The sequence below is a fragment of the Pseudocalidococcus azoricus BACA0444 genome (assembly GCF_031729055.1).
GTDB classification, from domain to species: Bacteria; Cyanobacteriota; Cyanobacteriia; order Thermosynechococcales; family Thermosynechococcaceae; genus Pseudocalidococcus; species Pseudocalidococcus azoricus.
Genome location: NZ_JAVMIP010000017.1, coordinates 37,177 through 62,805, shown reverse-complemented (window position 1 = coordinate 62,805; position 25,629 = coordinate 37,177). Strand labels below are relative to the sequence as shown.

Here is a 25,629-nt window from a genome sequence, read left to right as displayed (position 1 = left end):
TATAACAAACCTCTTTTTCTCTCCAGCTTAGCCTCGCGACACCTTCTCCAACGCGCTAAGGGGCTTGTACAACCCGATAGTAAACCCCATTGGCTCCATAGGCTGGGCTAAACCAAGTTGTCCCACATTGATAAAACGTGCCGCTTTGGGTCGGTATTGCTTGGCAACCAGCGGGTAACACCGGGTAAATGGCCCCCATTGCATAGGCATTAGTCGCAGCCGCGGCCCCAGCAGCATAGGCATTGGCACTCGCAGCAGAAGAAATGGCCGCCCCTGTTGCAACTCCCACAGCCGCCCCGGCCGCCGCCCAGCCCCCGCAGTTATAACATCCACTGCCATAGTAGGAATTCACCACAGTTGGCGGATGATAGGTCGCATAGGTCCCCCCGTAATAGGTGTGATCTCCATAGGCTGTTGTCCCAGAAGCCGTGCCGCCGCGATAGCCTGTAGCATTCCAAGAGCCATCACCCCCCGAGGCAGTTCCCCCCCGATACCCACTGGCATTCCAGGAACCATCCCCCCCCGATGCGGATCCCCCCCTGGCAGTCGAAGCATTCCAAGACCCATCACTATGGGAGAAGGATCCACCTGCGGCATGAAAGTAGGCTTGAGCAACTTGGGGCAGCAACGTTAAACAGGTAACAGACATCGTGATTAGGGCGGTTGAGATTCTTTTCATGGCCGAGTCTCCTAGGAAATTTTTCGTGAACGAGAATACTGGCGAGTCAGGTTTATTTGCTAGAGGGTTTTGGCGGATTGAGGATCACAGGAGCAGCAAAGGGAATTTTGAGGGCCTTGGCGGTATTGGTCGGGGTAAACATCGTGGCAGTCACAGGCGGATTGAGCAGCCAATTTGAAAATTCAACCTGATGCCGTAACCGTGAGGGATCATCCCGATAGACTGCCCGTAATGCGCGGGGGAGGTGATCCTTGGCTCCAATCCAAACCTGGGCGAAGATTTGATCATTCCCAAGCGCAACAATATCGGTGGTTGTTCCTCCCACAACTTGCGATTGCCCCACCACAAAGGCAAATTTTAATTCCTTGATCAAGTCTTCATGGGGATTAGAGACAATAAAATCCGTGAATGGAAAGTAAATGGAGGCTTTTTGGTAGGCTTCCTTAAGAGCATCATCTAAGTTATTCGGGGCAGCAGCAGTGGCGACAAGATTTTCATTGGGGGCAAAGGCTACCATCGTCTGGCCATTGTAATAAAACTCACTTCTTGGGCCGTCGGCTGTGGTAATCACCCGCAGGTTGTTGGGACGTTGAACCAGCACTTGGGAGGATGAAAAATAGACTAGGGGTGGCCCAAGCCGAGATGGACTTTCATAGGCCGTAGTAGCGGTAAAGGAGAATGTCTGCGCTGCTTGTAATTGTTCGCCCATGGCTTTGAGGATTTTAATCGCCGCCGGATCAATCGGATTGACATTGGGAGGAGTTTGGGACTGCGCTTCTGTTGCTGTTGTTCCCCAGGCCAGGAGGGTTAATACCAGGAATGATAATTTAGGAACAAAGGATTGGATGTGCATGGATTAGGTGAATCCTACTCAATTCTAAAAATATTCAACTATTTATTTACTCTCATATTCTAATTCCTAGGTTGTTGTCACCTGAGGAAATGCCCAGAAATTCACAATAGTTATAACTACAGTATGATTGGCCTGCTCATTTGACGGCTGATATTGTGCCATCACCAGGCCTGGGCCTATGTCAAGATTGAACTATTCTCTTTGTTGTTGATAGAGCGAACTGAAGCAGTGCGGATTCTATTTGCGGAAGATGAAGTTGAATTAGCGGCTCCCCTCGGCCGGATATTGGGACAAGCGGGGTATGCGGTGCAATTAGTCCATGATGGGGCCGCGGCCCTAGATGCTCTGACTCAACCGCCCATGAACGGATATGACTTGGTGATTTTGGATTGGATGTTGCCCCAGGTTTCTGGCCTGGAAGTCTGTCAGCAATTACGAAAAATGGGCAATCTCACCCCAGTCTTGTTTTTAACTGCCCGCGATACCCTCGATGATCGTGTCCAGGGCCTCGATGCCGGTGCAGATGACTATCTGATTAAGCCCTTTGAGCTGCGGGAATTATTAGCGCGAGTCCGGGCCCTGTTGCGGCGACAAGGGGCTTCAACGATGAATCAAATTATCTCTCTGGGTGGCCTGGAATTAGATAGTGAGAGTCGCTTGGCCTATCGTAATGGGCGCGTCATAACCTTGGCCGAGAAGGAAACCCAACTCCTGGCCTATTTTTTGGCCCACCCTCAGCAAGTCCTGACCCATGATGAGATTCGCAACTATCTCTGGCCTGGCCACCACCCACCCAGCAGCAATGTTTTAGCGGCCCAAATTCGCTTACTCCGGCGGAAAATTGAACGTCCTGGTGAAACAGTCCTCATTCACACGATCTATGGCAAAGGCTATCGGTTTGGGGAACAACTTGAAGACGCTCCAGCGGATCTCACCTAATCCAACTCCACCTGGGATTGATCCTGAAACCAACCTTTGCGCCAAAAGAAATAAAATAAACTTCCGGCAATACTCAACATTACCGCCCAACAGGCCGGATAGCCCCAGCGCCAATTTAACTCCGGCATATTCCAAGGGGAAATCTCCGTATTGAAGTTCATCCCATAGACCCCCACAATAAAGGTTAAGGGAATAAACACAGTCGAGATAATCGTTAGAAGCTTCATAATCTCGTTCATTTTGTTGCTCACCGAAGACAGGTAAACATCCATTAAACTCGCTGCCAGTTCCCGATAGGTTTCCACCATATCCAAGACTTGAATGGCATGGTCATAGCAATCCCGTAAATAGATCCGCACCTCAGGGCTAATCAGATCATTACTATCTCGAATTAGGGCGTTAATTGCATCCCGTTGGGGCCAAATGGCGCGGCGGAGAGAGAGAAGTTCGCGCCGGACTTTGTGAATTTCCTCCAGGGTTTGCCGGGTGGGATGGGTAACCACTTGGGTTTCTAAGAGTTCAATGCGCTCGCCGTAGTCTTCTAAAACTGGGAAGAACCCATCAATAATGGCATCAATGAGGCTGTAGGCTAAATAATCTGCCCCATGTTGGCGAATTAGCCCCCGACTTGTGCGGATCCGTTGCCGTACCAGGCCAAAACAATCTCGATCTGGTTCTTCTTGAACAGTGAGGAGATAATATTTCCCAAGAATAAAACTCACCTGTTCGGCATAAAATCCTTTCAGGTCTTCCTTGGGTGTGACCATGCGGGTAATCACTAAGACCTGATCCTGATGATCTTCCACCTTGGGGCGTTGGGGAACATTGACCACATCTTCTAAAACAATCGGATGTAAACCAAACACTTGCCCGACCCGGCGCAAAATATCCTCATTTCCCAGGCCTTGGACATCAATCCAGGAGACAGATTCCCGGTCTAAATAGGGGGTGATTAGTTCTGGTTGCTCCAAATGAACCCGCTGGGCCTGGTCAGCGTTGTAGTCAATCAAAATAATGTTCGGGGGTGGGGCATCTTCTTCAATACTCAGGGTGCCGGGCATAGCCCCTGGTTGATCAAAGAAATATTCAAAATAGGAAGGCTCTTCGGGTTCATCTGCCTCATGGGCCTGGGGGATATGATGCTCGCTGGCTGTTGGCCGGGGATGAAGTTCCGGGACAAGTTGCCCAAACCGTTCAAAGAGATTTTTCACGATAAAGCCTGATAGATAGGGTCTCTGCTCCTGATCCTGAAGCGTCTAGCTCTTGCGGTCAAGGCTAAAATAATCTAGGGTATGCGGCCGGATCCTATCTGCTGATCCATCTCCAGGCGAATAACCCTGACTCTATAAAACCTGTAGGGATTATTTTGGCAGCTTCTATTGCCCCAAAGTCCTCTGTGTAGCAGGATAAACCTCAGTCCGTCCATTTAGGTATGCCATGACCACGAAACAAACCTTTGAAAACTTTGATGATCTGGTGGCCCAGGCCCAGGTTCCTTTGTTGGTAGATTTTTATGCGGATTGGTGCGGCCCCTGCCGAATGATTGCCAAGGTCCTAGAGCAGGTGAAACAGCAACTTAAGTCCCAAGTCCAAATTGTTAAGATTGATACCGAGCGATACCCGGAGATTGCCAGCCAGTTCCAAATCTATGCCTTGCCGACTCTGATTTTGTTTCATCGGGGGCAACAAGTTGAACGCATTGAAGGAGTCCAGCCTCCAGAAGCCTTAATCGCCAAAGTCCAGGCCCTCAAGTAGGGTAATCTGAGCCAGGCATTTGACCGGTCTCCCCAGCCCCACTATTCGGCTATTGTCACCAGGCCCTTGGTTGTAAAGTCCGCCAGAAGTGTGTCTAAATCACTGATCAGCAATTCTGGGGAGACATCATATTCCTGGACTACGGCCTCAATGATCCCAGTCCGATCCTGGTTCTCGGCAATCAATTCCCAACAGCGCTTACCCACATCTTTTAGGCCGTAATACACCCCCTGATTGAGATCTAGCAACACCAATTCGCCATCAATATCTTGATAGACAATATGGTCAGGAATTTGAAGCTTTGGGGATGAAGTCATAGGTCATGGAAGCTCGCAATGGTGAGCAATATTTATGTAAAACTAGCCAGGAACAGTCCACAACCCAGGCCCCGCAATAAAATTGTCCCGCAGTCTCCAGAGTTGGCTTGGGTGATCCCGGCCTGGATGGATGCCAATACTTGATGCATTTTAGGTAAATCTAACATCTCTTGGGCCAGGGGAGATGCGCTTAGCTGGTGCAAGGCGTTGGCAATTTCGCCCTGATGATCCCGCACCCGAAAGGCAATATCAGCGGCCTGTAAACCTTTAGCCTGATTCAGGCGGACTTTGTCGGGAAGCACACCCACCATGGCCTGGCGAATTAAAGCCCGATTCAGATGCCGATCTCGATAGACCGAGGTGGGAATCCCTAAACAAAATTCGATCACCCGTTTATCCAGGGTCGGATCCCGAACCTCAACGCTGTAGGCGGCACCCATTTCTTGCCAGAGGGTATTTGCTTTTTGGCTCGTATGTCGGATCAGGTCACGGCGTTCAGCTAACAAATCTGACTGTTGAAATGTAGGGTCGTGGCCGGATGCAGCCATTTTTTGATCAATCTGAAATGATTTTGCCCAGGCCGGGTTAATCGCAGAGTAATCTAGCCAGACTAGTCCAGAGGATGTGGGTCTAAGAGGCCGAGGCCGCAAAAATTTGGGCAGGAAGCGAATCAAGGTTTGCTGTGGGGATACACGGGCTCGCTGAACTTTGCTCCACAGGACATCCCAGTTCCCTTCTTTTAAGTGAGTCCGCCAAGAGGCAGGCAACCCGCCCCAAGAAATTGTGGAATTGCCCCCTTGTCCTGTTAAAACTGTTCCCAGACCCATGTTCTGCACGGTTTGTAAGAGATCGATCATCCAAAAAAAGTTTGCCGCCGCATGACTGGGTTGCTCATTGATCCAGAGTTTTTGTTCCAGGCTAGCCAGGGGCGTTATCCCTTCACTTCTTAAATAGTGAACCTCCACATTGCCGATAAATTGCCGATTCGCTTCCACAAAGGGGGATTCATCACCAAACCGCCGCGGATGGGTAATGCCTTGGGTGTCATAGAGGGGTACATGGGTAAACACGGGTAAATTTTGATGCTGTTCTCGGAGTTGTTTTGCGGCTAAGGCACAGACCGAACCCGAATCTAGCCCCCCGCTCATGGTCGCGCCGACGGGTTTGAAACTGCGTAAATGGCTTGTTACGGCCTGGGTATAAACCTCTAAGAACGCATCCAAATAGGCCTGGGAGGAACTGAGTTCAAGGGGTTGAATATCGTCAACATCCCAATATCGCTGGATGTTTAGTTCACCCTGGGTCAAGGTTAGAGTGTGGCCTGGGGGCAGATGGAAAATGTTTTCATAGCAGGTTTGTACCCCATCACTGGGCCAGGCAGTGAGCACATGGGCCACTTCTAATAAATTCGGTTGTCGAGAGACTGGGGGCAGGGCTAATATTCCTTTGAGGGAACTGGCAAAGGCAAAAAGCCCACCCTGTTGGGTGTAGTACAGTCCACCTGTGCCACAGGCATCGCGGGCAATCCAGAGTTTTTCTTGTTCAGGATGCCAAATGGCCACCGCCCAGGAACCCAGCAGGCGATCCACACAGGCCAGACCCCATTTCTCATAGGCCTGGATGATCAACTCACTGTCGGGGGTCATCCCCTGCTCCAGAGGGGCAATATTCAGAAGTTGGCAAAGCTCTATCCGGTTATCAATCCTGGCAGTGGCAGTGATGACCAGACCTCTCGCTCTGACCCTGGGTAAGACTTCATAAACGGATTCTGGGGTGTTATGGCGTAAAAGATGCCCCAAGCCAACCTGGTTTTCTGACCATAGTCCCGACCCATCTTGCCCCCAATAGGCCATGCTGGTTTGCATTCTACCTAGATATTCAGGGTTGAGGGCGGCCTGGTGATGGATGATGCCAAAAATACTACTCATGGGCGTAATTTTAGGGCATGGGGCTACATCGGCTGTAATCAATGACTAAAAGCAAGTAAAGACAAGCTCATCTAGATGCCGCCGGGTATTCCATAAAGCTTGGAAAAGCCCAGAATAGTCATTAAAACGAACTTAAGGTAGTATTAAGGTGTCAAATTAAGGCCAGATTCCAGCGTTTCTGATTCACTCTTCGACCCCAATACTGTTGTTATGGGCTGCTTGAAGATTAGGTTCTAAGACTATGACTACTCTAAGCAACACCGCTTACCAGGCCCTACACCGACATTTGCGCAAAGTCAGTAAGTTTGAACCGGGGGTGCTAAGGGATCGGGATGTGGACGCGATCCATCAAATGCGGGTCGGATTACGGCGGTTGCGGACGGCCTTAGAAGTGTTTATTCCCTATCTGGTCTTACCGAAAACAATTACGGTGCGACGGGTGAAGGATTTGTCTGGGGTACTCAGTCCAGTCCGAGACTTAGATGTGATGGCCGAGACCCTCAAAACCGATTACTACCCAGCCTTGCCCCAGACCGAACAGAGCCAACTGAGTAAATTAATCAAAAAAATTAGTAAACAACGGGAAATTTTCCTAGACCGAGCGATTCAAATTTTACGGGGTGATCGCTATCAAAAATTGCAACTCGGCCTGCAAGAGTGGCTGGCTCAACCCCAATATCAACCGGCAGGAGAAATTTCCGTTAGCACCGTTTCCCCAGATTTACTCCTCCCCTTATTGTCCAAGGTACTGCTGCACCCGGCCTGGCAAATTGCGGTTCAATGGATTACCCCCCAGGAACCAGAACTGATTAGAGTTGAACAGCCTGGCCAGCTACTCCAACATGAGGGTGAACGCCTCCATGACCTTCGTAAGCAAATTAAACGTTTACGCTATCAAATGGAACTTTTTACCCCTCTTTACTCAGATTCCTATGCAGCCCAAGTCCAGGCCTGGGGGGAATTACAAGACCTACTTGGCTCAATGCATGATGGGGTTGTTTTGGGGCAATTTTTCCAACGGCAACTCGGCCTGGAACTCAGGAAATCTTCCCCCGAATTGGCCGCGTTAATTAGTCAGCAGCAAGAAGAACACTGGCAGGCCTGGCGCAATGTTCAAGTCCACTATCTAACTGCCCCAATCCGTCAAGAGCTTCGCCATTTGATTTTAAATCCCAATCTCGGCAATTGCTTCATCGCTACCCCCGATACCCTCAGCCTAGAGCCAGCCCCGCAACCAGTAAATGCCTAAGCCAAAATATTCCTTGAGCATCATAGTCGTCAGACTTAGCCATTCCACATCCGGGATTAGATAAAAAGGGATGGCGGCTAGACCGGCTAAAACAGTTGTCCCATTAGAGCGATAGTCAATCGGGGCCGGGATTACATCTAATTTAAAGTGACGAAAAATGCCTAAGGCGCGGGGCAGATGCCAGGCCGAGGTGACTAATAATAACCGCCCGCTGATGGCTTGCTGGTTCAATAATTCCTGAGTAAATTGGGCGTTTTCATAGGTGGTGCGCGAGTTAGGTTCCAAGAGAATAGCTGTGGGCGGAACTCCCATGGCCTGGGCTATTTGGGCCATATCTGCCGCCTCAGATACTCCGGGGGTAGAATCAACCCGCCCACCACTCAAAATCAGGTAGGGGGCATAGCCTTCACGCCAAAGTTTAGCCCCATAGAGAATCCGATCTCCCCCATCATTGAGATCAACCCAGGGACTGGGTGGAATTTGGCTGCGGACTCCCCCACCCAGGACAATAATGGCTGCAGCTTTTGGTAATGGCTTGGGGGCTGGGTTTTGGTATTCTAAGGCCGCGGTTAAACTTTGGGCAATAACATAATTTCCTCCTAAAAACAATGCCCCAAAACTAATAACTATGGCAACTGCGGCAATCCGAGGTTGTTTCCAGAGACAGCACATAGCCACAATTAAGCCCAGACAAGCAAGTCCTAGGGGGTAAGCAAACAGAGGTAAGAGTTTGGAGATAAATAATTCCATGCCGATGTTATTCGCTACCGGGCAACAACCGGATTGTCTAGGCTGCCAATCCCTTCCACTTCCACCCGGACTCGATCGCCTACTTGTAAGGGGCCAATCCCTTGGGGGGTTCCTGTGAGGATCACATCACCGGGCAGTAAAGTCATCACCCCGCTGATAAAAGCAATCAACTCCCCTGGACTAAAAACCATTTGATTGATGGGCGCTGACTGTACGGGTTGGGGATTGTCATTGATAAAGGTTTGGAGGAGGGCATCGGGGTTAATCTGTGGCACAATCCACGGGCCGAGGGGACAAAAGGTATCAAACCCTTTTGAGCGTGTCCACTGTTGCTCAGTCCGCTGTAAATCTCTGGCGGTGACATCATTAGCGACGGTATAACCCCAAATGTAATTTCCGGCTTCTTCTATGGATACAGAACTGGCTTTGCAACCAATCACGACGGCCAGTTCCCCTTCGTAATCCACCCGAGTGAGTTGAGATGGATAGTAAATCGGCTGCTGGGGGGCCTGGAGGGCAGTGGGCGGCTTGAGGAAAATTAAGGGATAACTCGGAACTTCATTCCCCATCTCAGCAGCATGTTTGGCATAGTTTCGGCCAATGGCGACAATTTTGGACGGCAAACAGGGCGTTAAGAGTTCATAGTCATCGCTGCCTAGGGTTTGCCCATTGGCCTGGCCACCCGCCCAGGGAGCCGCATCTAAAACTATGACCTCTCGATTGAGTTGTAAAAGACCATAGTGAATGCCAGTAGAGGATTGGACACGGACATATCGTTGCACCATAATTGCTCAGGGCCTGGGCCGAACTCAGTGATAGAATTATAAATCTGTGCATCCCGTTCATGGGAAAACCTTGCTGCTGAAAATCCATAATCTATCTTCAAGTAGATTTTTATCAGCGGCCGCTAGTCCAAAAGGAGACCAAACGATCATGATTCCCCAAACCTACGAAACCCTTTATATCATTCGCCCTGATCTTTCTGATGAGCAGTTGGAACAGGTCATTCTCCAATACCAAACTATTCTCCAAGAACAAGGAGCTACTGAGGTTACCATCCAACACCGCGGAAAACGCCGCCTAGCCTATCCGATTAAAAAATTTCGAGAAGGGGTATATATCCAAATTGACTTCAAAGGGTCGGGAACGGCCATCAGTGTCATGGAGCGGGCCATGCGCTTGAGTGAAGAAGTCATTCGCTTTTTAACGATTGCTGTAGAAGCGGAAGAAGCAGACGCAGCTTGAATTGACCCTGATTACCTGCGATCCACCAGCTATCTTGAGGTACTCGACTTCTCCTCAACTTGATCCAGCTTTTGCCTAAGTTATTCACTCTCAGGCAGTTGGGGGTTCTTGGCCTGGTCTAAATCACCCATCTTTAGAATCTGAGGTCTTAGCTTTAACGCCTCAAGAGGCAGATAGCGTTACCCATTGAGGGTTAGGTTAGGAACGGGTCAATAGTCTATTGCTGACACCATATCTAAGATTGTATGAGTCAGAGCAGTCTGTGTAACGCTATAGTGAGCAATAGAGAATGTGGGGCTGTAGCTCAGCAGGATAGAGCGAGCGCCTCCTAAGTGCTAGGCCGTGGGTTCGACTCCCACCAGTCCCGTCCCTGATCTATGAATGTGTTCAGCCCTCAGACTCCTTTTGGGGGCTTTGTTTTACTTTTCCCCAACTGTCATTTAGTGTCATAATTAGACATTAAATCGGCTCTCTTGGGAAGAGGGTGATAGGTAAGACCAATGGGAAAAACAAGCCATCAGGCCCATTGGTAGATGCCTAAAATTTGTAGAGCCATACGCTTGATGCTTAATTACCTTAATTTTATTATTTTATTAATCCCTTCCATCACCCCACTAGTAGGGAGAAGATTTAGAGATAACACATTTAAGCGAAGTTGGCCTAGCCGAAGATTCGTTAACCCCTGCAGAGGATCAAGCGTGGCAACATTTGTAGAAGGTGGTGTAGTCGCAAAATTGATCGTAATCCGACAGGGTTAAGTCAATCGCATGAAAAGCATATTGAAACTACAATTCAAAAATATTAGAGACCGTTGAAGGCCTGAGGATTGGCTAAATATCAAATCAGGGGCCTGGCATTGGTACTTTGCCGCACTTCTAAACAACCATTAATCAAAATTGACAGATTAAAATTACAGGTAAGACTTCAATGGTTCTGGAGTGATCACTGTAATGATATGGAACGATATAAAGAAAAAGTATCCAAGCGTATAGTTATCACGCTCTGCAATTCCAGCCTTACAGATTCTTTCCCCTCTGACAACCGATTATTAACTTGCTGGATTGGATTTCTTTAGTTAATCTTAAAACTATGAAAATTCATCAGAAAACATCGACTACTATAAACCAGATGAGTAATACTAACCTTAACTAGGCCGATATTCACCTGCCGCCTCCAGGGACAACTATGGCTACCATCTTAATTGTGGATGATGATCCGCATAACTATGACGTGATTGAAATGTATTTAGCCGATCAAGATCATTGTCTCCATTATGCGGCTGATGGGCAAACCGCTCTTTCTGGCCTGGAGCACTACAATCCTGATCTGATTCTGTTGGATTTAATGATGCCGGGCTTAAAGGGCCTGGAAGTCTGTCAACGGATTAAAGCAACCAGTCAATGGGAAGGCATACCAATCATTATGGTGACCGCCCTCAGTAGTAAACAGGATCTATTTCGTTGCCTAGATGCTGGTGCTGATGATTTTGTGACTAAACCTGTGAACCGGATGGAGTTACGGGCGCGAGTGCAATCTATGTTACGGATTCGTCAGCAATATCAGGATTTAGCAAGCTTTAATGCCACCCTTGAAGCGACGGTTCAGGCTCGGACAGCAGATCTGCAACAGATGATCAATCAAGACCCCCTGACTCAATTACCCAGTCGCACCGCCCTAGTCCGCAGCATCCACAATATTCAAATCTCTAACTCAGCAGAATTTGCCCTCATTATTTTAGATTGCGATGAATTTAAGTTAGTCAATGGTTCTTTAGGGTATTTAGTAGGAGATCAGTTATTAACCGCCATTGCGGCGCGCTTAAAGCAATTACTCAGGCCTGGGGATGTGTTAGCCCGCATGGGAGAAGATGAGTTTTGCTATTTGAAGTTAAATGTTTCCTCCCCCAGCCAATTAATGCCATTTCTACGGAACATTCAACAGAGCTTCCAGGCCCCCTTTTCCTTGCCGAATGCCGAGATCTTTATGACAGCATCCCTGGGAATTACCTTTTCTGATCGTTCAACTCTTGGGCCTGAAGAACTTTTGAAAAATGCCGATATTGCTATGTACCAGGCCAAGGGAAACGGACGCGGCAGTTATCAAATTTATGATCATCAGATGCACCTGGCCATTGTTCACCGCCTGACCTTAGAAAGTGATCTACAGCGGGCCTTAGATCGTCAGGAATTTACTATTTATTATCAACCAATTTTTAATTTGCAAACCCAAGAACTTTCTGGTTTTGAAGCTCTGATTCGTTGGCAACATCCCCACCGCGGCACGGTCTCACCTGGGGAATTTATTCCTTGCTTAGAAACCACAGGATTTATTGTCCCAGTTGGTTTATTGATTCTTCGCCAGGCCTGTGCACAATTACAGCAATGGCATCGGTCAGGTTATCCAGATCTAACCATGGGCATTAATATTTCAATTCGTCAGTTTGTCTGTCCCACACTCCTGGATGATATTGATCAAATTATCTCGGAAACTCAAGTCAATCCAGCCTGTGTCAAGTTGGAAATTACGGAAACTTGCATTATGGAAAATGCCGAAACTACAATTGCCTTAACTCAACAACTACGCGCCCGTCAGATTCAAATTAGTATTGATGACTTTGGCACTGGCTATTCTTCACTGAGTTATCTCCACTGTTTACCGGTTAACACCCTCAAAATTGACCGCTGCTTCATTGTCGGAATTACCCCCAGTACCACCAACTATCAAGTCGTAAAGACAATCATGCTCTTGAGTCAACAACTGGGCCTGGATGTGGTAGCAGAAGGGATTGAAACCGAATCTGAACAAGCCTATTTACTGGCCTTGGGCTGTCAATTTGGACAAGGATATTTCTTTGATCGGCCCCTTCCGGCGGCAATGGTTGCGGAAAAATATCTCACAGGCCCACCCCTGACAGTGCCATGATGGTTGGAACAGCCCCGGAATTTTTAACCTATGCCTTCTCTCTCATCCCAATCGGGTTATACATTGCCTGTATTTGCCTGTGCTGCGGCTGTGGCGGCATTGCGATGGTTACAAACCCAACAGCCCGATACCTCCGTAACTTTAGAGTTAATCAACCCTGAGCAAACAGCCGAGATTCCGATTCAACAGGTGGCTGGCCTGGGGTCGGAGATGAGTTTAGCCATCACCCACAGTAATCCGGGTGCAAATCTAGACTTAACCAGAGACACGCCCATCTGGGGCCTGGTGCAGTGGGCGGGGGCAAGCCAACGAGAAACTATCAAAATTCAGGGGGGTGAAGGGATTGGCATCAACCAGGCCACGGGGGAATCTGCCATTTACAGCTATGCCCAGCAACTCCTTCTCCACAACTTGCAAAAAGTTCTGGGTCAGGATCAGAAAATCTTTGTCACCATCATTCTCCCCGAGGGCAGAGCCTTAGGAGAGCGGACTTCCAATCCAGCCTTTGGTATTGTCTCTGGTTTATCTCTGCTGGGCACCTCTGGGATTTCCCAGGCCCTCAGCGCCCCTGAACAACTCGATATCTTTCGCCAAGACCTGATTCAAAAAGCCCAATCATCCAAACAGTTAGTCTTTTGTATTGGTGAAAATGGCCTGGACTTAGCCACGAAAGCCGGGATTCCCCCAGAACTCCAGGTCAAAACAGCGAATTGGCTCGGGCCCCTCTTAGTTGAAGCTGGACTACAGGGCGTAAAATCCCTCTTGCTCTGGGGCTACCACGGAAAACTAATTAAACTCGCGGGTGGCATTTTCCACACCCATCACCACCTCGCCGATGCCCGCCAAGAAATCCTCACCGCCCACTGTGCCCAACTTGGCCTGACTGGCGCACCCCTACAGGCCATTTTCCAGGCCCCCACCATTGAAGCAGCTTATCAAATTCTCGAAGACCTGACCCTGAGCACTCAAGTGCCTTGGACAACGCAAGTATTTAGCCAAATTACGAATGCCATTGAAGCCCGCGCCCAGGCCTATATTTACAATCACACCAGCGTCCAAGTCCAAGTGGGTTGTGTCCTGTTTAATCGGCAGCGACAACTTTTTGCGTGGGGAGAGCAAGGACGGGCAATCCATACTCAAATTCTGGGTTAATCAGATTGGTACACTTGCGAAAGGATTTGGTGAGCTACTATCCCCAATTTTTTTGAAGCGGCGAGATGCTATAGCCACCAACGTTCTGGGAGATATTTTTGCACAACCGCCCACCCCGTCCAGGCCACGATTCCCAAAGCCATCAAAAGTAAGCCATTCAAGCTTAAATGCAAAGGTCTGGCCCAGGCCCGTTGGGGATGAATTTGTAGCGCGCTGATGGCCGAACCCACACCCAGAGCAACCACAATTAACCCCGCTAATAAATGCCAGGAATGGCCGAGAGAACCGTAGTACCCGTAAGTGCCCATCAAGCCGATGATCAGTAACAAGAAAATTAACCCAACCAGGCCTGTGCCAAAGATTAAATGGGTGAATCTCAGACCATTCGGCCGCTTGATTTTTTGTAAACGCGTATAACTCAACCCCAGGCCGGAAATCGTCAATAGAAGATAACAGCATAAAACCCCACCCATTGACCAGGCCGCAATGCGCCACAACCAGAGAAACGAAGGCAGATTGATTTTGGCAATTAGAAATGACATGAAGAATTACGAGTCTAAATCAGGGAGTTTGTCCACTTGAAAATACTGATAAAATCGCTCCGTTACTTGTACCTGATAGGAACGCCCTTGGGACGGTCGCCGCCGACTAATAAACCCCAGTTCCAGGAGGTCTTGAATGTGTTGATAGGTACTGGAGCCGCGAATTTCCACCAACTCCGATTGCAACAATGGCCCCTTCAAAGCAACTAAGGCCAACGTCCGCTGGGCCGCCAAGCCCAAATCCACCGGGACTAAGGTTTGGACTAATTCCCGAAATGCGGGCCGTAGCTGCAAACTATAGCCAGATTCCGTTTCAACAATTTCTAAGGCCGTATCCCGATGACTGTAGTCGGCAATTAAATCCATCAAGGCGACTTCCACCGTATCCCGATCCGATTGGGCATGGGTCGCTAAATCAGCCAAGCTCAGGGGCTGTCCCTTCAGATACAAAATGGCTTCTAGACGCGCCGCTAGGGAAGGGGACTCTTCAGGTGCAGATGCTTGAAAAGGAGAAGGTTTCAGACTGGCCATAGGCGCGGGCCAAAAACTGGAGAAGATGATTCGTTCATTATGGCTTGCCCAGGCCTGGCCTGATCCAATCCAAATCTTATCTAGCCTCGCGACGACCACGGCCCCCAAATCGCTAAGGTCATGCTGGGATGGTAAATATTCACAAACATGGTTTGACCATCGGCAGAAAAGCAAACACCTGCCAGCTCTTGACTATTTAGGGCATTGTGGGCAAAGGGATAGATTTTACCTTGGGGAGTAATTCCCACCAGCCGATTCGTACTGTCCTGACCGTCTTCACAGACAATCAAATCCCCAAAGGGAGCCATAATCAGGTTATCAGGGTAATCCAGAACATCTTTACCAGGGGATTCCACAAAGAGTTCTAAACTGCCCCCTTGATCTGTAGTTGCCCCCGGCCGATAGCGCCAAATTTGCCCGAGGCGTTTGTCCCCCCCACTGGTGGCCGTAAAGAAGATTTCCCCATTGCTGTAACAAATTCCTTCACCCCGGGTAAACTGAGCTGCCCCCAAGTCAAATCCCTGATGACGCACCGAATCCACCTGAGGATCCGGATCTGAAATTGTCACCCAATCCACCTCAAAAAATCGCTGCTGTGGAAAGCCATCCCGGGTATTGCTTTTGGGATAACCCTTGATCCGTAGAGCTTGTAATTCACCCCCGGCCTGGAGATTCCCCACCTGCTTAGGAATAAACCGATAAAACAAGCTATCGCCCCGATCCTCGGTTTGATAAATAATGTTGGTTTTCGGATCCACCGCAATCGCTTCATGCTGAAACCGGCCCATCGCTTTCAGGGGGATTGGCTGCACCGGGCCAGTGGCACTGATGGGGACTTCAAAGTTATAGCCGTGGGGCTTGTTAACCGGCCCATGTTGACCAGGGGTAGCTGGGGTGGCGGTATTTTCCTCGCAACTAATCCAAGACCCCCAAGGTGTAGTTCCCCCAGCACAATTACGATAGGTTCCGGCCAAAGAAACAAAATCCTTGACCAGTTCCCGCTGTGGGCTGACAACGAGGGTTGTGGTTCCCCCCGGACAGAGGCTGTCATACTTCAAGGGGTTGGGGGCAAGGACAGCTTGATAGGCAGAGGGGAGACCGGGATAGACTTCATGGTTGCGGATTAAAATTGTTGTGCCGTTGGGGCCGGGAAAGGCAGCCATCCCATCATGCAAAGACGGAACTGGATTCCCATCACTCATCCGCTGCCCTAATTTGGAGAAAACCCGATATTGAAACCCTGCTGGTAAATCCAGAATGCCTTGGGGATCTTTAATGAGGGGGCCAAAACCAGTCCCTTGCACCGTTTGTCCAGCCTCCGCCCTGGCATAAAGTTTTCTTAACCCCTGGGGAAATAGGGCGGCTCCAGTTGAAAGCGCACCCAAGGTGAGGAGATGACGGCGAGATAAACTCATAAAGCGTTCCAAATGATTGGCCTTAGGGGGGCGTGACAATGGGGCACTAATGTCTGAAATCCCTAACAAATCTTAGCAATGTTTACTCCTTTAGATTAGTTATCGGGAACACATCAGCCCATTTCCGAAGGTAAAACCCCTATAATAGCAATGCGAGACAGACCTAATTACGTCATAGATTAACAACAACTCTTTTTGCCGATGAGTTCTGCTGGTTTAGTTCCTGGTTTGTTCATTTAGCTGCCCCGGAAACTCTTTGCCCCCAGAACGTTTGGCTGATAGAGTTTACGTCTGACCTACTGACCCGATTTTAGTCCGCACAATCCCAGACAACTCTATTACTCTGTTGAAACCCCAGATGTGGTCATTCAGAGTCTTTTTCTGTCTTTGTCTAGCCCGTCATTGCCTGAGTGTGGCATTATCTAAATTCACTCACCCTAATATGCTTAATTCCTACCCGTTGACTGCCATGCATAGCCCCTTCTCCACTTCTGCCTTAACTCAATCTTCTGCCGCTGGATACGCTGGTCAACCTTGGTTAGTCGAAGAACGAGATGCTTGCGGTGTGGGGTTTGTCGCCCATCAAAAGGGATTGGCTAGTCATAGCATTCTCGAGCAGGCCTTGACGGGATTGACCTGTTTAGAACACCGCGGGGCCTGTAGTGCCGATCAAGATTCCGGTGATGGGGCTGGGGTGATGACGGCGATTCCCTGGGGCTTGTTTGGGGATTGGATTACCAATTTTGATCCGGCCAACATTGGGGTGGGGATGGTCTTTTTTCCGGCTAATCCAGAGGCCGTAGCCCAGGCCAAGACTGCCATTGCCCAAGTATTAGCAAATTCTGGGTTGAAGCTTTTGGGATGGCGACCTGTTCCCGTGCAGCCGGATGTTTTAGGTGTATTGGCCCGGCAAAATCAACCGATGATTGAACAGTTGTTTGTCGCGGCTGAATCTACTGGCACAGAACTGGAGCGGCTGTTGTATCTGACGCGGAAACGGATGGAGCGGGCTGTGGCCGAATTTCATGCCGACTGGGGGCGGGATTTCTATGTTTGCTCTTTTTCCCATAAAACCATTGTTTATAAAGGCATGGTGCGCTCAGTTGTCCTAGGGCAGTTCTACCTAGACTTACAAAACCCGGCCTACGAAACCACCTTTGCCATCTATCACCGCCGCTTTAGCACCAACACGATGCCCAAATGGCCCCTCGCCCAACCGATGCGGTTTTTAGGTCACAACGGTGAAATCAACACCCTCCTCGGTAATGTCAACTGGATGCGGGCCCGCGAAGGTCAGTTAGCCAGTCCGGCCTGGGGGGAATCGCTCAAAGAACTCAAACCCATCGTCAATCCGGAAAACAGCGACTCGGCCAACTTGGATAATGCCTTTGAACTGTTGGTGCAATCGGGTCGCGCCCCCTTCCAGGCCATGATGATGTTGATTCCCGAGGCCTATAAAAATCAACCGGACTTAGCAGATCATCCGGAAATTACGGATTTTTACGAATACTACAGCGGCTTGCAAGAAGGGTGGGATGGCCCGGCCTTGGTGGTCTTTAGTGATGGCAATGTCGTTGGGGCTAATTTAGATCGGAATGGTCTGCGGCCGGCCCGCTATACGTTACTCAAAGATGGCCTGGTGATTGTCGCGTCTGAGGCTGGCGTAATTCCCGTAGATGAAACCCAGGTGCTAGAAAAAGGTCGCTTGGGGCCTGGGCAAATGATTGCTGTCGATTTAACCACCAATGAGCTGTTGACCAACTGGACCATTAAGCAACGGGTGGCCCAACATCAACCCTATGGCCAATGGCTCCAGGCCCACCGCCAAGAACTCGCAGCCCAACCCTATCTGGAAACCCCAACTCTAACTAAAGCCCAATCCCTGCAACAACAAACCGCGTTTGGCTACGGGGCCGAAGATGTGGAAATGGTGATTGAGGCCATGGCCCAGGAGGGCAAAGAACCGACCTTCTGTATGGGGGATGATATTCCACTGGCTGTCCTCTCGCCCAAACCCCACCTGCTTTACGACTATTTCAAACAACGCTTTGCCCAAGTCACCAACCCCCCCATTGACCCCCTGCGGGAAAAACTGGTCATGTCCTTAACGACTCAATTGGGTGGGCGCGGTAACTTGCTGGATGAAAAACCAGAATTTGCCAAACTCTATAAACTGAATTCCCCCCTGCTAAACGAACAAGAGTTAGAGAAAATTCTCAATTCCGAGTTCCATGCGGCGCGCTTGAGTACCCTATTTGCAGTGGCAGCCGGGCCCGATGGCTTGAAAATGGCAATTGAAGCTCTCTGTTTGCGGGCCGATGAACTGGTCAAAGCGGGGGCCGAAATTCTGGTCTTGTCAGATCGGGTTAACGCTACTGGAGAGCCACAACTTCTCACCGCTGAAACCACCTATATTCCCCCTCTATTGGCTGCTGGGGCTGTCCACCATCATTTAATTGCCCAAGGATTGCGCCGGAAAACCTCCATTGTGGTCGAAACGGCCCAGGCCTGGAGTACCCATCATTTTGCCTGTTTGATTGGCTATGGCGTGGCCGCAGTCTGTCCCTACATGGCCTGGGAAACAATCCGGCAGTGGTGGCACAGTGAGCGCACCCAAAACCTGATGGAGAAAGGTAAAGTCGCCAAAATTGATCTGACCACGGCCCAGGCCAGGTATCGCAAAGCCATTGAAGACGGGTTGCTCAAGATCCTCTCCAAAATGGGGATTTCTCTGATCACCAGTTACCAAGGGGCGCAGATTTTTGAAGCCATCGGCATTGGCCCAGAACTCTTGAATTTAGGCTTTGTTGGCACCACTTCACGGGTGGGTGGCTTAACCGTCAGCGATTTGGCTCAAGAAGTTATGGCGTTCCATCAACAGGCTTTCCCCGAACTAACGGCAAAAAAACTGCAAAACTTTGGCTTTGTCCAGTACCGGCCGGGTGGCGAATACCACATGAACAACCCGGAAATGGCCAAGGCCCTGCATAAAGCCGTAGCAGCCCAAAGCTATGACCATTACGAAGTTTATCGCCAACAACTCACGGGCCGGATTCCGACAGCTTTACGGGATTTACTCGAATTCAAGAGTGACCGCCAACCCATTGCCTTAGAGGAAGTCGAATCCGCCACGGACATTGTCAAGCGCTTCTGCACCGGTGGGATGTCCTTGGGAGCCTTATCGCGGGAAGCCCATGAAGTCCTGGCCATTGCCATGAACCGTCTCGGGGGTAAATCAAACTCCGGTGAAGGGGGCGAAGATCCGATCCGGTTCAAAGTCCTGGTGGATGTGGATGGTGAAGGTCACTCGGATTTATTGCCCCACTTGGCCGGCTTACGGAACGGGGATACGGCCAGTTCTGCGATTAAACAGGTGGCTTCTGGCCGGTTTGGGGTCACGCCTGAATATTTAATGAATGCCAAGCAAATTGAGATCAAGATTGCCCAAGGCGCAAAACCCGGTGAAGGCGGCCAACTCCCAGGCCCGAAAGTCAGCCCCTATATCGCCATGTTGCGGAAGTCCAAGCCTGGTGTTTCCTTAATTTCACCACCGCCGCACCATGATATTTACTCCATCGAAGACCTCTCCCAACTGATTTTTGACCTGCATCAAATCAATCCCAACGCCCAAGTTTCCGTCAAACTGGTGGCCGAAGTCGGAATTGGGACGATTGCGGCCGGGGTCGCCAAAGCCAACGCCGATATTATTCAAATCTCTGGACATGACGGTGGCACCGGGGCATCTCCCCTCAGTTCGATTAAACACGCCGGGAGTCCGTGGGAATTGGGCCTGTCGGAAGTGCATCGGGTGCTAATGGAAAATCAACTCCGGGATCGGGTCATTCTTCGGGTGGACGGCGGCCTCAAGTCCGGTTGGGATGTGATCATGGGCGCGCTGATGGGGGCCGAAGAATTTGGCTTTGGCTCGATTGCGATGATTGCTGAGGGCTGCATTATGGCCCGGATTTGTCATACCAATAACTGTCCGGTCGGAGTCGCCACCCAAAAAGAAGAATTACGGAAACGCTTTACCGGTCTGCCAGAACACGTGGTTAATTTCTTTCTGTTCATTGCCGAAGAAGTTCGTTCAATTTTGGCAAAATTAGGCTACAAATCCCTGATCGAAGTCGTCGGTCGCTCTGATTTGCTGGTGCCTCGGGCTGATGTCAGTTTGAGCAAAACCAAAGCCGTCAATCTTGATTGCCTCACCCAATTGCCAGATTCCCGCACCGACCGGGCCTGGTTAACCCATGAAACCGTCCACAGTAACGGCCCTGTTTTGGATGACACCATTCTCGCCAATCCGACCATTCAAGCCGCCATTGCAAACCATCAGGAAGCCAGTCTTGATTTAGAGATTGTCAATACCGACCGAACTGTTGGGGCGCGGGTTGCGGGAATCATTGCCAAACAGCATGGAAATACAGGCTTTACGGGGCAACTGAACCTCAACTTTACCGGAGCAGCAGGCCAGAGCTTTGGAGCCTTCAACTTACCGGGGATGATCCTCAACTTGACTGGAGAAGCCAACGATTATGTCGGGAAAGGGATGCACGGCGGAGAAATTATCATCAAACCCTTGGCCAATGCTCCCTATGCGGCGGCAGGTAACGTGATTGTTGGCAATACCTGTCTCTATGGGGCCACGGGGGGGTATCTGTTTGCCAATGGCCAGGCCGGCGAACGGTTTGCGGTGCGCAATTCTAAAGCCTATGCCGTTGTAGAAGGAGTGGGTGATCACTGTTGTGAATATATGACTGGTGGTGTCGTCGTGGTTCTCGGTCAAGTGGGTCGGAATGTCGGGGCGGGGATGACCGGGGGCCTGGCCTATATTCTCGATGAGGATGGCAGTCTTACGGCGAAAATGAACCCGGAAATTGTCAAGCTGCAACGGATTAGTTCGGTGGTCGGTGAACAACAACTCCTGGAACTGCTCCAGGCCCATGCCGAGCGCACAGGCAGCCCCAAGGCCAAAGCCATATTAGCCAATTGGGTAGATTATCTGGGCAAGTTTTGGCAAGTAGTTCCACCCTCGGAAGCCAATAGCCCGGAAGTTGTTGCTAGCGAGGAGAAGATTCTCAACCCAGTCACTTAGTCTTGATCGCTATTCCTTAATCTCTTCTTAAAAAGGTACTGCTATTTTGACTAACGATAGCCATTCATCATCATGATGTTGTCATACCAGAACTAGTGAATAGAGGGCTATGACTAATGATTTCGCCTTCATGGGGGTATTCTCAGACATTACCTGCCATCAGCTGATCCAAAAATATCTTAATCAAACCCCAAACGCAATTTACTGGCTCCCCTCGGGATCAAGACAAATTAACATTTGTAGATTACTTAATTAACGTCAGTTCGGGATAAGGAGCTTAGAAGGTGTTATGCACTTTGAATGGTGAGTTGGGCAAAACGACTTAGCATCAGAATTGAACAAGCCACAAGATGGAGTCCCGCCAAAGTATCACCTAATCGTTCATAGTCTCTGGCTAAGCGTCTGAACCGGCCAACCCAGGCAAAACTCCGCTCTACGACCCATCGTCGGGGTAGCAAAATAAATCCTTTCTTGGCTTGCGGGAGTTTTAGGACATGTAACTGAATCCCCACTGCTGCTGCATCTTCAGCGGGTTTCTCTCCGGTATACCCCTGGTCAACAAGGGCCATCTCTACACTCTCACCTGTTACCGCCTGTACCTGCTGAGCTAAGTCTTTGACTTGATCCCGGTCTTGTTCTGCTAACGAGCAAAGCTCTACATTCCCAGGTGTCACGACCAAAGCTAATAAATGCCCTAATGTATCAACAGCAATATGGACTTTACTCCCTTTCTTCCGTTTTGCCCCGTCATATCCGGCTCGCCCCCCACTGTCCGGAGTAGATTGCAAGGTTCGACTATCAAGTATTACGGCAGATGGCTGTTCGTTACGCCCATCCGCAAGCCTCAGTAACGCTCTCACATCATGAACAATAGCGTCAAATACCCCTGCTTTTAACCAGCGTTGAGTTTGCTGGTACACAACAGCCCAAGGAGGTAAATCATGGGGCATCAATTGCCATGCACCGCCCGAGCGAACCAGCCAGCGTAAGCCGTTAAAGACTTCTCTGAGACTATGATTCCGTTGCGGGGCATCCTCGCTCATCAATGTTAGGTAGGGGGCAACAAACCTCCATTCTTCATCGCTGACATCGGTGGGGTAGGGTGCTCTGTTCATTACCTCGCCTCTTCACTTTCCTTAAAGTGCATAACACGCTCTAGCGAACAAAAGCAGGCTTCTTGGGTTGGTGAGCATAGGCAATTAGTCCACAAATGAGATTGACACAGAAATTTAGGGGACTACGATGTCGAGAGTGCTCTATAGAACTACCCAATTACTATAGGACTATTTATAAATGCATTATTTACACATTCATGAATCGAATCAAAGGCATTTAGCGATTTCTTCATGCTATTCTTTAATGTAGATCAACAACGTTCGATTGGATTGAGGTCTGGTGAATATTTAGGCAAATACCAGAGTTGACAATGCGCTTCTTCAATTACTTGTTCTAAGTCTTGTCTTTTATGAAAAGAGGCATTATCTAAGATAATTTTAGTGTTGGGTTTAAGTTGAGGTAACAACTTGGTTTTGAACCACTCTTTTATTAAAATTTATTAAAAGTCGATTGCATGACCCTGAAAAAACTAAGGGGGCAATTAACTGGTGATTGTATATAGCAATCCGTTTTCAAATATGAGAGGATAAGAATATGTCTTGGATAACCCTATGGATGAACGCAATCAATTTATAGATACATGCCTAGATTCAAGAGAAATGAAGCGTGCCCTAGCGGTCAAGATGACATTGTAAGGATGTACTCATTCAGAAATCATGGCTCTACTCCAGGTTTCATCCGGATTTTGCTACGCACGACCTTCAGTCTATACTAAGTGGAAACAAGCATTTTTATTGTCCGGTGTCAATGCATAAAAACTGGGCTATAGCAGTCCGTCTTCATTCGTGAGACTGTTTGATCATTACTACCCTTCGTAAAGAGTAGCTCTTCTTTAATCCTAGAGTTAAGTTAAAATTTATCAGACACAAATAACCTTGGACTAATCTCACAGATCATTACTGTCTGCTATAGCAATACTTGAAATGCCGTTGCTAATTATGATTACCCCATGGTGGCACTTCTAGAAATAACCCACCGCCATTAAATAGCTTTTGGGGTTTCTCAGTCCCTTTTGCCTTACGGATAGCTAGTTCTGTCAGCATTGGGGGTAGCTCCCTTCACTATCGGGGGAATTACCCTTAAACTCACCCCCACTTACCCTAAACAAAATGAGACTGATTGAGACAACTAATAAGGCTAACACCCTTTACCAGTAATATTTGATAGACATTCTCAGATTTCTCAGATTATTATTTGACGGGCTTGGAGGGACTCGAACCCCCGACCTGCTGATCCGTAGTCAGCCGCTCTAATCCACTAAGCTACAAGCCCAATCGAGAATCTTTATTGTATCAGATGGCTTTCCCTGTTGGATAGGCATTGTAGATACTCACCAGGCCCTCTTTGTAGGTGGGAAAAAATAGCTCTACCCCCAACTGAGATTTAATCTTAAAATTACTGACTCGGCGCGACTCTTGCCAAAAGGATGCGGCCATGGGACTGAGATTCGCCTCTTCCCAGAGAATGGCTGGCGGCGGCTCTATCCCCATCAGAGAGCAGGCCTGAAGAATTAAATTACTTGACTCAGTGGGCAAATCATCAGCAACATTGTAAATTTCCCCAGGCCTGGGCTTGGTCATCGAACACCAAAGAGTTTGGACAATATCAGCCACATGAACACGGGAAAAAACATGGCCGGGTCGAATAATATGTTGGGCCTTTCCCGAACGTAGCCGCTCAAAAATATTCCGACCAGGCCCCGGCCCGTAAATCCCCGAAAGCCGGAAAATGTGGGCCGGTAAACCCGACTCCAAAAAGCCTACTTCCGCTTGGACACGATGGGATGAGCGAGCATTTTGGGGATTGACCGGACGCGTCTCCTCAACCCAGGCCCCTTGACAGTCTCCATAGACTCCAGTGGTGGACAAATAACCAAACCAGGCCAAATCCAACCCTTGCAGCACTAGTAAAAGCTGATCTAGGACTAAATCCTGACCCGAACGGAGGGGGGGAATACTACTGAGAACATGGGTGATACTATCAAACACCTTTGGATCAAGGGAGGTTACTTGACCATTGGCCTGGACATCCAAGGGATAACAGGGAATTTCTAAATCCCCTAACTCCGGCGGTAACTGCCCTAACCGATTTGTGACAGCTACCGGAATTCCTTGCTGTCTTAACCACTGCGCCAGAGTAGTTCCCGTGTAGCCACACCCCAAGATCAAAACGCGCATGGTTGTTCACTACCCCAGGCCTGGTCAGTCATAAGAATAATAACCAGGATCAACCAGTCCTACTCTGTCACAGGAACTTCAATTAAACGCACTTTCTTAGCCAACCCCAAGAACTGCAAAAACTGAATGGTCATCCAGGTTAAATCAATTTCCCACCAGCGCAGACCGTGGCGAGCCGAATACTGATAAGCATGGTGATTATTGTGCCAACCCTCACCAAAGGTTAAAAGGGCCACCCACCAGCAATTGGTTGAACGGTCAGCACTGTCAAACGTCCGATAACCAAACTTATGGGTGGCACTATTGACCAACCATGTGGTGTGATATACCGTCACTAGGCGCACCAAGACCCCCCAGACAACAAACTGCCAACCGCCAACAAAGTACAGGAGAATCGCAAAGGCCACCTGAATCATCACAAAATTTTCATCTAAGAAGCGATAAAACGGGTCATCGGCAATGTCTTTGGTAAACTTAGGAATTTCTGCTTCAGCCGGCACATCTCGTAACATCCACTCAAAATGACTCCACCAGAAGCCCTTGCAAGAATCATGGTGATCCACCGCTTGATCAGAGTAGAGGTGATGATGCCGATGTAAGCCAACCCACCAAATCGGCCCGCCCTGCATTGATAAGGTTCCCAAGAAGACCAAAATATACTCCAGCCATTTGGGAACTTGGAAACTCCGATGCGTGAGTAGGCGATGCCACCCCAGGGTAATTCCCAGGCCAGCTGTCACCCAGTGGAGGATTAAGGCTAACCCAACCCCTGTCCAACTAAACATCCCTGGAATAAATACTAGCAAAAGAGAAAGATGTAATAAAACCATAAACCCGACAACAGGCCAGGAAATCGGTGGTTTAACGTAAGTGGCAAGGGTCATGCAGAAATCTCAATAGTAACGTAGGGCTTCACTCCACAAAGACAGTAGAAACCTCTTTTAGATCATTTCCTCAGTTTGGG

General features: G+C 49.2%; 21 protein-coding genes, 2 tRNA genes and 1 pseudogene. 8 read left to right on the top strand and 16 right to left on the bottom strand.

The genetic code is table 11. The features are described 5' to 3' along the window. Positions 1-55: 55 nt before the first annotated feature. Together RIF25_RS13690 and RIF25_RS13685 are read right to left on the bottom strand one after the other, a co-directional pair. Positions 56-679: a hypothetical protein gene (locus tag RIF25_RS13690; protein ID WP_322879090.1), complete on the bottom strand. Its 624-nt coding sequence runs from the start codon at positions 677-679 to the stop codon at positions 56-58. A gap of 52 nt (positions 680-731) precedes the next feature. Then, entirely contained in the window at positions 732-1,532 is an 801-nt protein-coding gene (locus tag RIF25_RS13685; protein WP_322879089.1) for a DUF2092 domain-containing protein, read from the bottom strand. 228 nt (positions 1,533-1,760) lie between these two features. On the opposite strand from RIF25_RS13685, the gene rppA reads away from it, so the two are divergent. Continuing rightward, the gene (gene rppA / locus RIF25_RS13680; RefSeq protein ID WP_407682428.1) at positions 1,761-2,471 is read left to right on the top strand and encodes a two-component system response regulator RppA; all 711 of its coding nucleotides are present in this window, start codon (positions 1,761-1,763) and stop codon (positions 2,469-2,471) included. Here the strand turns inward: rppA and corA are convergent. Beyond that, a complete protein-coding gene (gene corA / locus RIF25_RS13675) occupies positions 2,468-3,607 on the bottom strand; it encodes a magnesium/cobalt transporter CorA (protein WP_407682427.1) in 1,140 nt (379 codons plus the stop codon). The genes rppA and corA overlap by 4 nt on opposite strands. 301 nt (positions 3,608-3,908) lie before the next feature. On the opposite strand from corA, the gene trxA reads away from it, so the two are divergent. Further along, complete coding sequence (trxA, locus tag RIF25_RS13670) at positions 3,909-4,226, top strand: thioredoxin (RefSeq protein WP_015125362.1); 318 nt, start codon at positions 3,909-3,911, stop codon at positions 4,224-4,226. Between the two features lie 41 nt (positions 4,227-4,267). On the opposite strand, the gene RIF25_RS13665 is transcribed toward trxA, so the two are convergent. Beyond that, the gene (locus tag RIF25_RS13665) at positions 4,268-4,543 is read right to left on the bottom strand and encodes a PqqD family protein (protein ID WP_322879086.1); all 276 of its coding nucleotides are present in this window, start codon (positions 4,541-4,543) and stop codon (positions 4,268-4,270) included. Positions 4,544-4,575: 32 nt separating this feature from the next. Beyond that, positions 4,576-6,471, bottom strand: a complete 1,896-nt coding sequence (locus RIF25_RS13660) for an asparagine synthase-related protein (protein WP_322879085.1) — start codon at positions 6,469-6,471, stop codon at positions 4,576-4,578. Positions 6,472-6,712: 241 nt separating this feature from the next. Between RIF25_RS13660 and RIF25_RS13655 the strand changes: the two genes are divergently transcribed. Beyond that, positions 6,713-7,720 (top strand): CHAD domain-containing protein, encoded by a 1,008-nt coding sequence (locus RIF25_RS13655; RefSeq protein ID WP_322879084.1) that lies wholly within the window; start codon positions 6,713-6,715, stop codon positions 7,718-7,720. Here RIF25_RS13655 and RIF25_RS13650 read toward each other — a convergent pair. Together RIF25_RS13650 and RIF25_RS13645 are read right to left on the bottom strand one after the other, a co-directional pair. Continuing rightward, on the bottom strand, positions 7,688-8,470 hold the full coding sequence (locus RIF25_RS13650; RefSeq protein ID WP_322879083.1) for a YdcF family protein: 783 nt from the start codon (positions 8,468-8,470) through the stop codon (positions 7,688-7,690). The two genes, RIF25_RS13655 and RIF25_RS13650, sit on opposite strands and share 33 nt — an antisense overlap. A 14-nt stretch (positions 8,471-8,484) precedes the next feature. Next, a complete protein-coding gene (locus RIF25_RS13645) occupies positions 8,485-9,255 on the bottom strand; it encodes a fumarylacetoacetate hydrolase family protein (RefSeq protein WP_322879082.1) in 771 nt (256 codons plus the stop codon). Between the two features lie 151 nt (positions 9,256-9,406). Here RIF25_RS13645 and rpsF point away from each other — a divergent pair, with 151 nt between their 5' ends. The 4 genes from rpsF (at position 9,407) to cbiD (ending at position 13,789) form a co-directional block, all read left to right on the top strand. After that, positions 9,407-9,715 (top strand): 30S ribosomal protein S6, encoded by a 309-nt coding sequence (rpsF, locus tag RIF25_RS13640; RefSeq protein ID WP_407682426.1) that lies wholly within the window; start codon positions 9,407-9,409, stop codon positions 9,713-9,715. A 293-nt stretch (positions 9,716-10,008) separates the two neighbouring features. Then, positions 10,009-10,082, top strand: a tRNA-Arg gene (locus tag RIF25_RS13635). A gap of 818 nt (positions 10,083-10,900) precedes the next feature. Continuing rightward, positions 10,901-12,637 carry an EAL domain-containing response regulator gene (locus RIF25_RS13630; protein WP_322879080.1) on the top strand — a complete coding sequence of 579 codons (1,737 nt, stop codon included), beginning with the start codon at positions 10,901-10,903 and terminating at the stop codon, positions 12,635-12,637. Between the two features lie 30 nt (positions 12,638-12,667). Then, positions 12,668-13,789 (top strand): cobalt-precorrin-5B (C(1))-methyltransferase CbiD, encoded by a 1,122-nt coding sequence (gene cbiD / locus RIF25_RS13625; protein ID WP_322879079.1) that lies wholly within the window; start codon positions 12,668-12,670, stop codon positions 13,787-13,789. Between the two features lie 68 nt (positions 13,790-13,857). Here cbiD and RIF25_RS13620 read toward each other — a convergent pair whose 3' ends face one another. From RIF25_RS13620 to RIF25_RS13610, 3 genes are all read right to left on the bottom strand, one after another. Continuing rightward, positions 13,858-14,331 carry a DUF4079 domain-containing protein gene (locus RIF25_RS13620; protein ID WP_322879078.1) on the bottom strand — a complete coding sequence of 158 codons (474 nt, stop codon included), beginning with the start codon at positions 14,329-14,331 and terminating at the stop codon, positions 13,858-13,860. Positions 14,332-14,337: 6 nt separating this feature from the next. Further along, positions 14,338-14,862 (bottom strand): SMC-Scp complex subunit ScpB, encoded by a 525-nt coding sequence (gene scpB / locus RIF25_RS13615; RefSeq protein ID WP_322879077.1) that lies wholly within the window; start codon positions 14,860-14,862, stop codon positions 14,338-14,340. Between the two features lie 80 nt (positions 14,863-14,942). Further along, entirely contained in the window at positions 14,943-16,277 is a 1,335-nt protein-coding gene (locus RIF25_RS13610) for an alkaline phosphatase PhoX (protein ID WP_322879076.1), read from the bottom strand. 469 nt (positions 16,278-16,746) lie between these two features. Between RIF25_RS13610 and gltB the strand changes: the two genes are divergently transcribed. Beyond that, on the top strand, positions 16,747-21,372 hold the full coding sequence (gene gltB / locus RIF25_RS13605; protein ID WP_322879075.1) for a glutamate synthase large subunit: 4,626 nt from the start codon (positions 16,747-16,749) through the stop codon (positions 21,370-21,372). Positions 21,373-21,659: 287 nt separating this feature from the next. Here gltB and RIF25_RS13600 read toward each other — a convergent pair whose 3' ends face one another. From RIF25_RS13600 to RIF25_RS13580, 6 genes and pseudogenes are all read right to left on the bottom strand, one after another. Continuing rightward, on the bottom strand, positions 21,660-22,487 hold the full coding sequence (locus tag RIF25_RS13600; protein ID WP_322879074.1) for an IS5 family transposase: 828 nt from the start codon (positions 22,485-22,487) through the stop codon (positions 21,660-21,662). A 40-nt stretch (positions 22,488-22,527) separates the two neighbouring features. Continuing rightward, positions 22,528-22,638 (bottom strand): annotated as a pseudogene (locus RIF25_RS13595) (IS982 family transposase); the annotation flags it as partial. 100 nt (positions 22,639-22,738) lie between these two features. Further along, positions 22,739-22,918 carry a transposase gene (locus RIF25_RS17365; RefSeq protein ID WP_407682425.1) on the bottom strand — a complete coding sequence of 60 codons (180 nt, stop codon included), beginning with the start codon at positions 22,916-22,918 and terminating at the stop codon, positions 22,739-22,741. Positions 22,919-23,686: 768 nt separating this feature from the next. Continuing rightward, a tRNA-Arg gene (locus tag RIF25_RS13590) sits at positions 23,687-23,760 on the bottom strand. A 20-nt stretch (positions 23,761-23,780) separates the two neighbouring features. Next, positions 23,781-24,665, bottom strand: a complete 885-nt coding sequence (locus RIF25_RS13585) for an SDR family oxidoreductase (RefSeq protein ID WP_322879073.1) — start codon at positions 24,663-24,665, stop codon at positions 23,781-23,783. Between the two features lie 59 nt (positions 24,666-24,724). Next, positions 24,725-25,549 carry an acyl-CoA desaturase gene (locus RIF25_RS13580; RefSeq protein WP_322879072.1) on the bottom strand — a complete coding sequence of 275 codons (825 nt, stop codon included), beginning with the start codon at positions 25,547-25,549 and terminating at the stop codon, positions 24,725-24,727. Between the last annotated feature and the right edge of the window lie 80 nt (positions 25,550-25,629).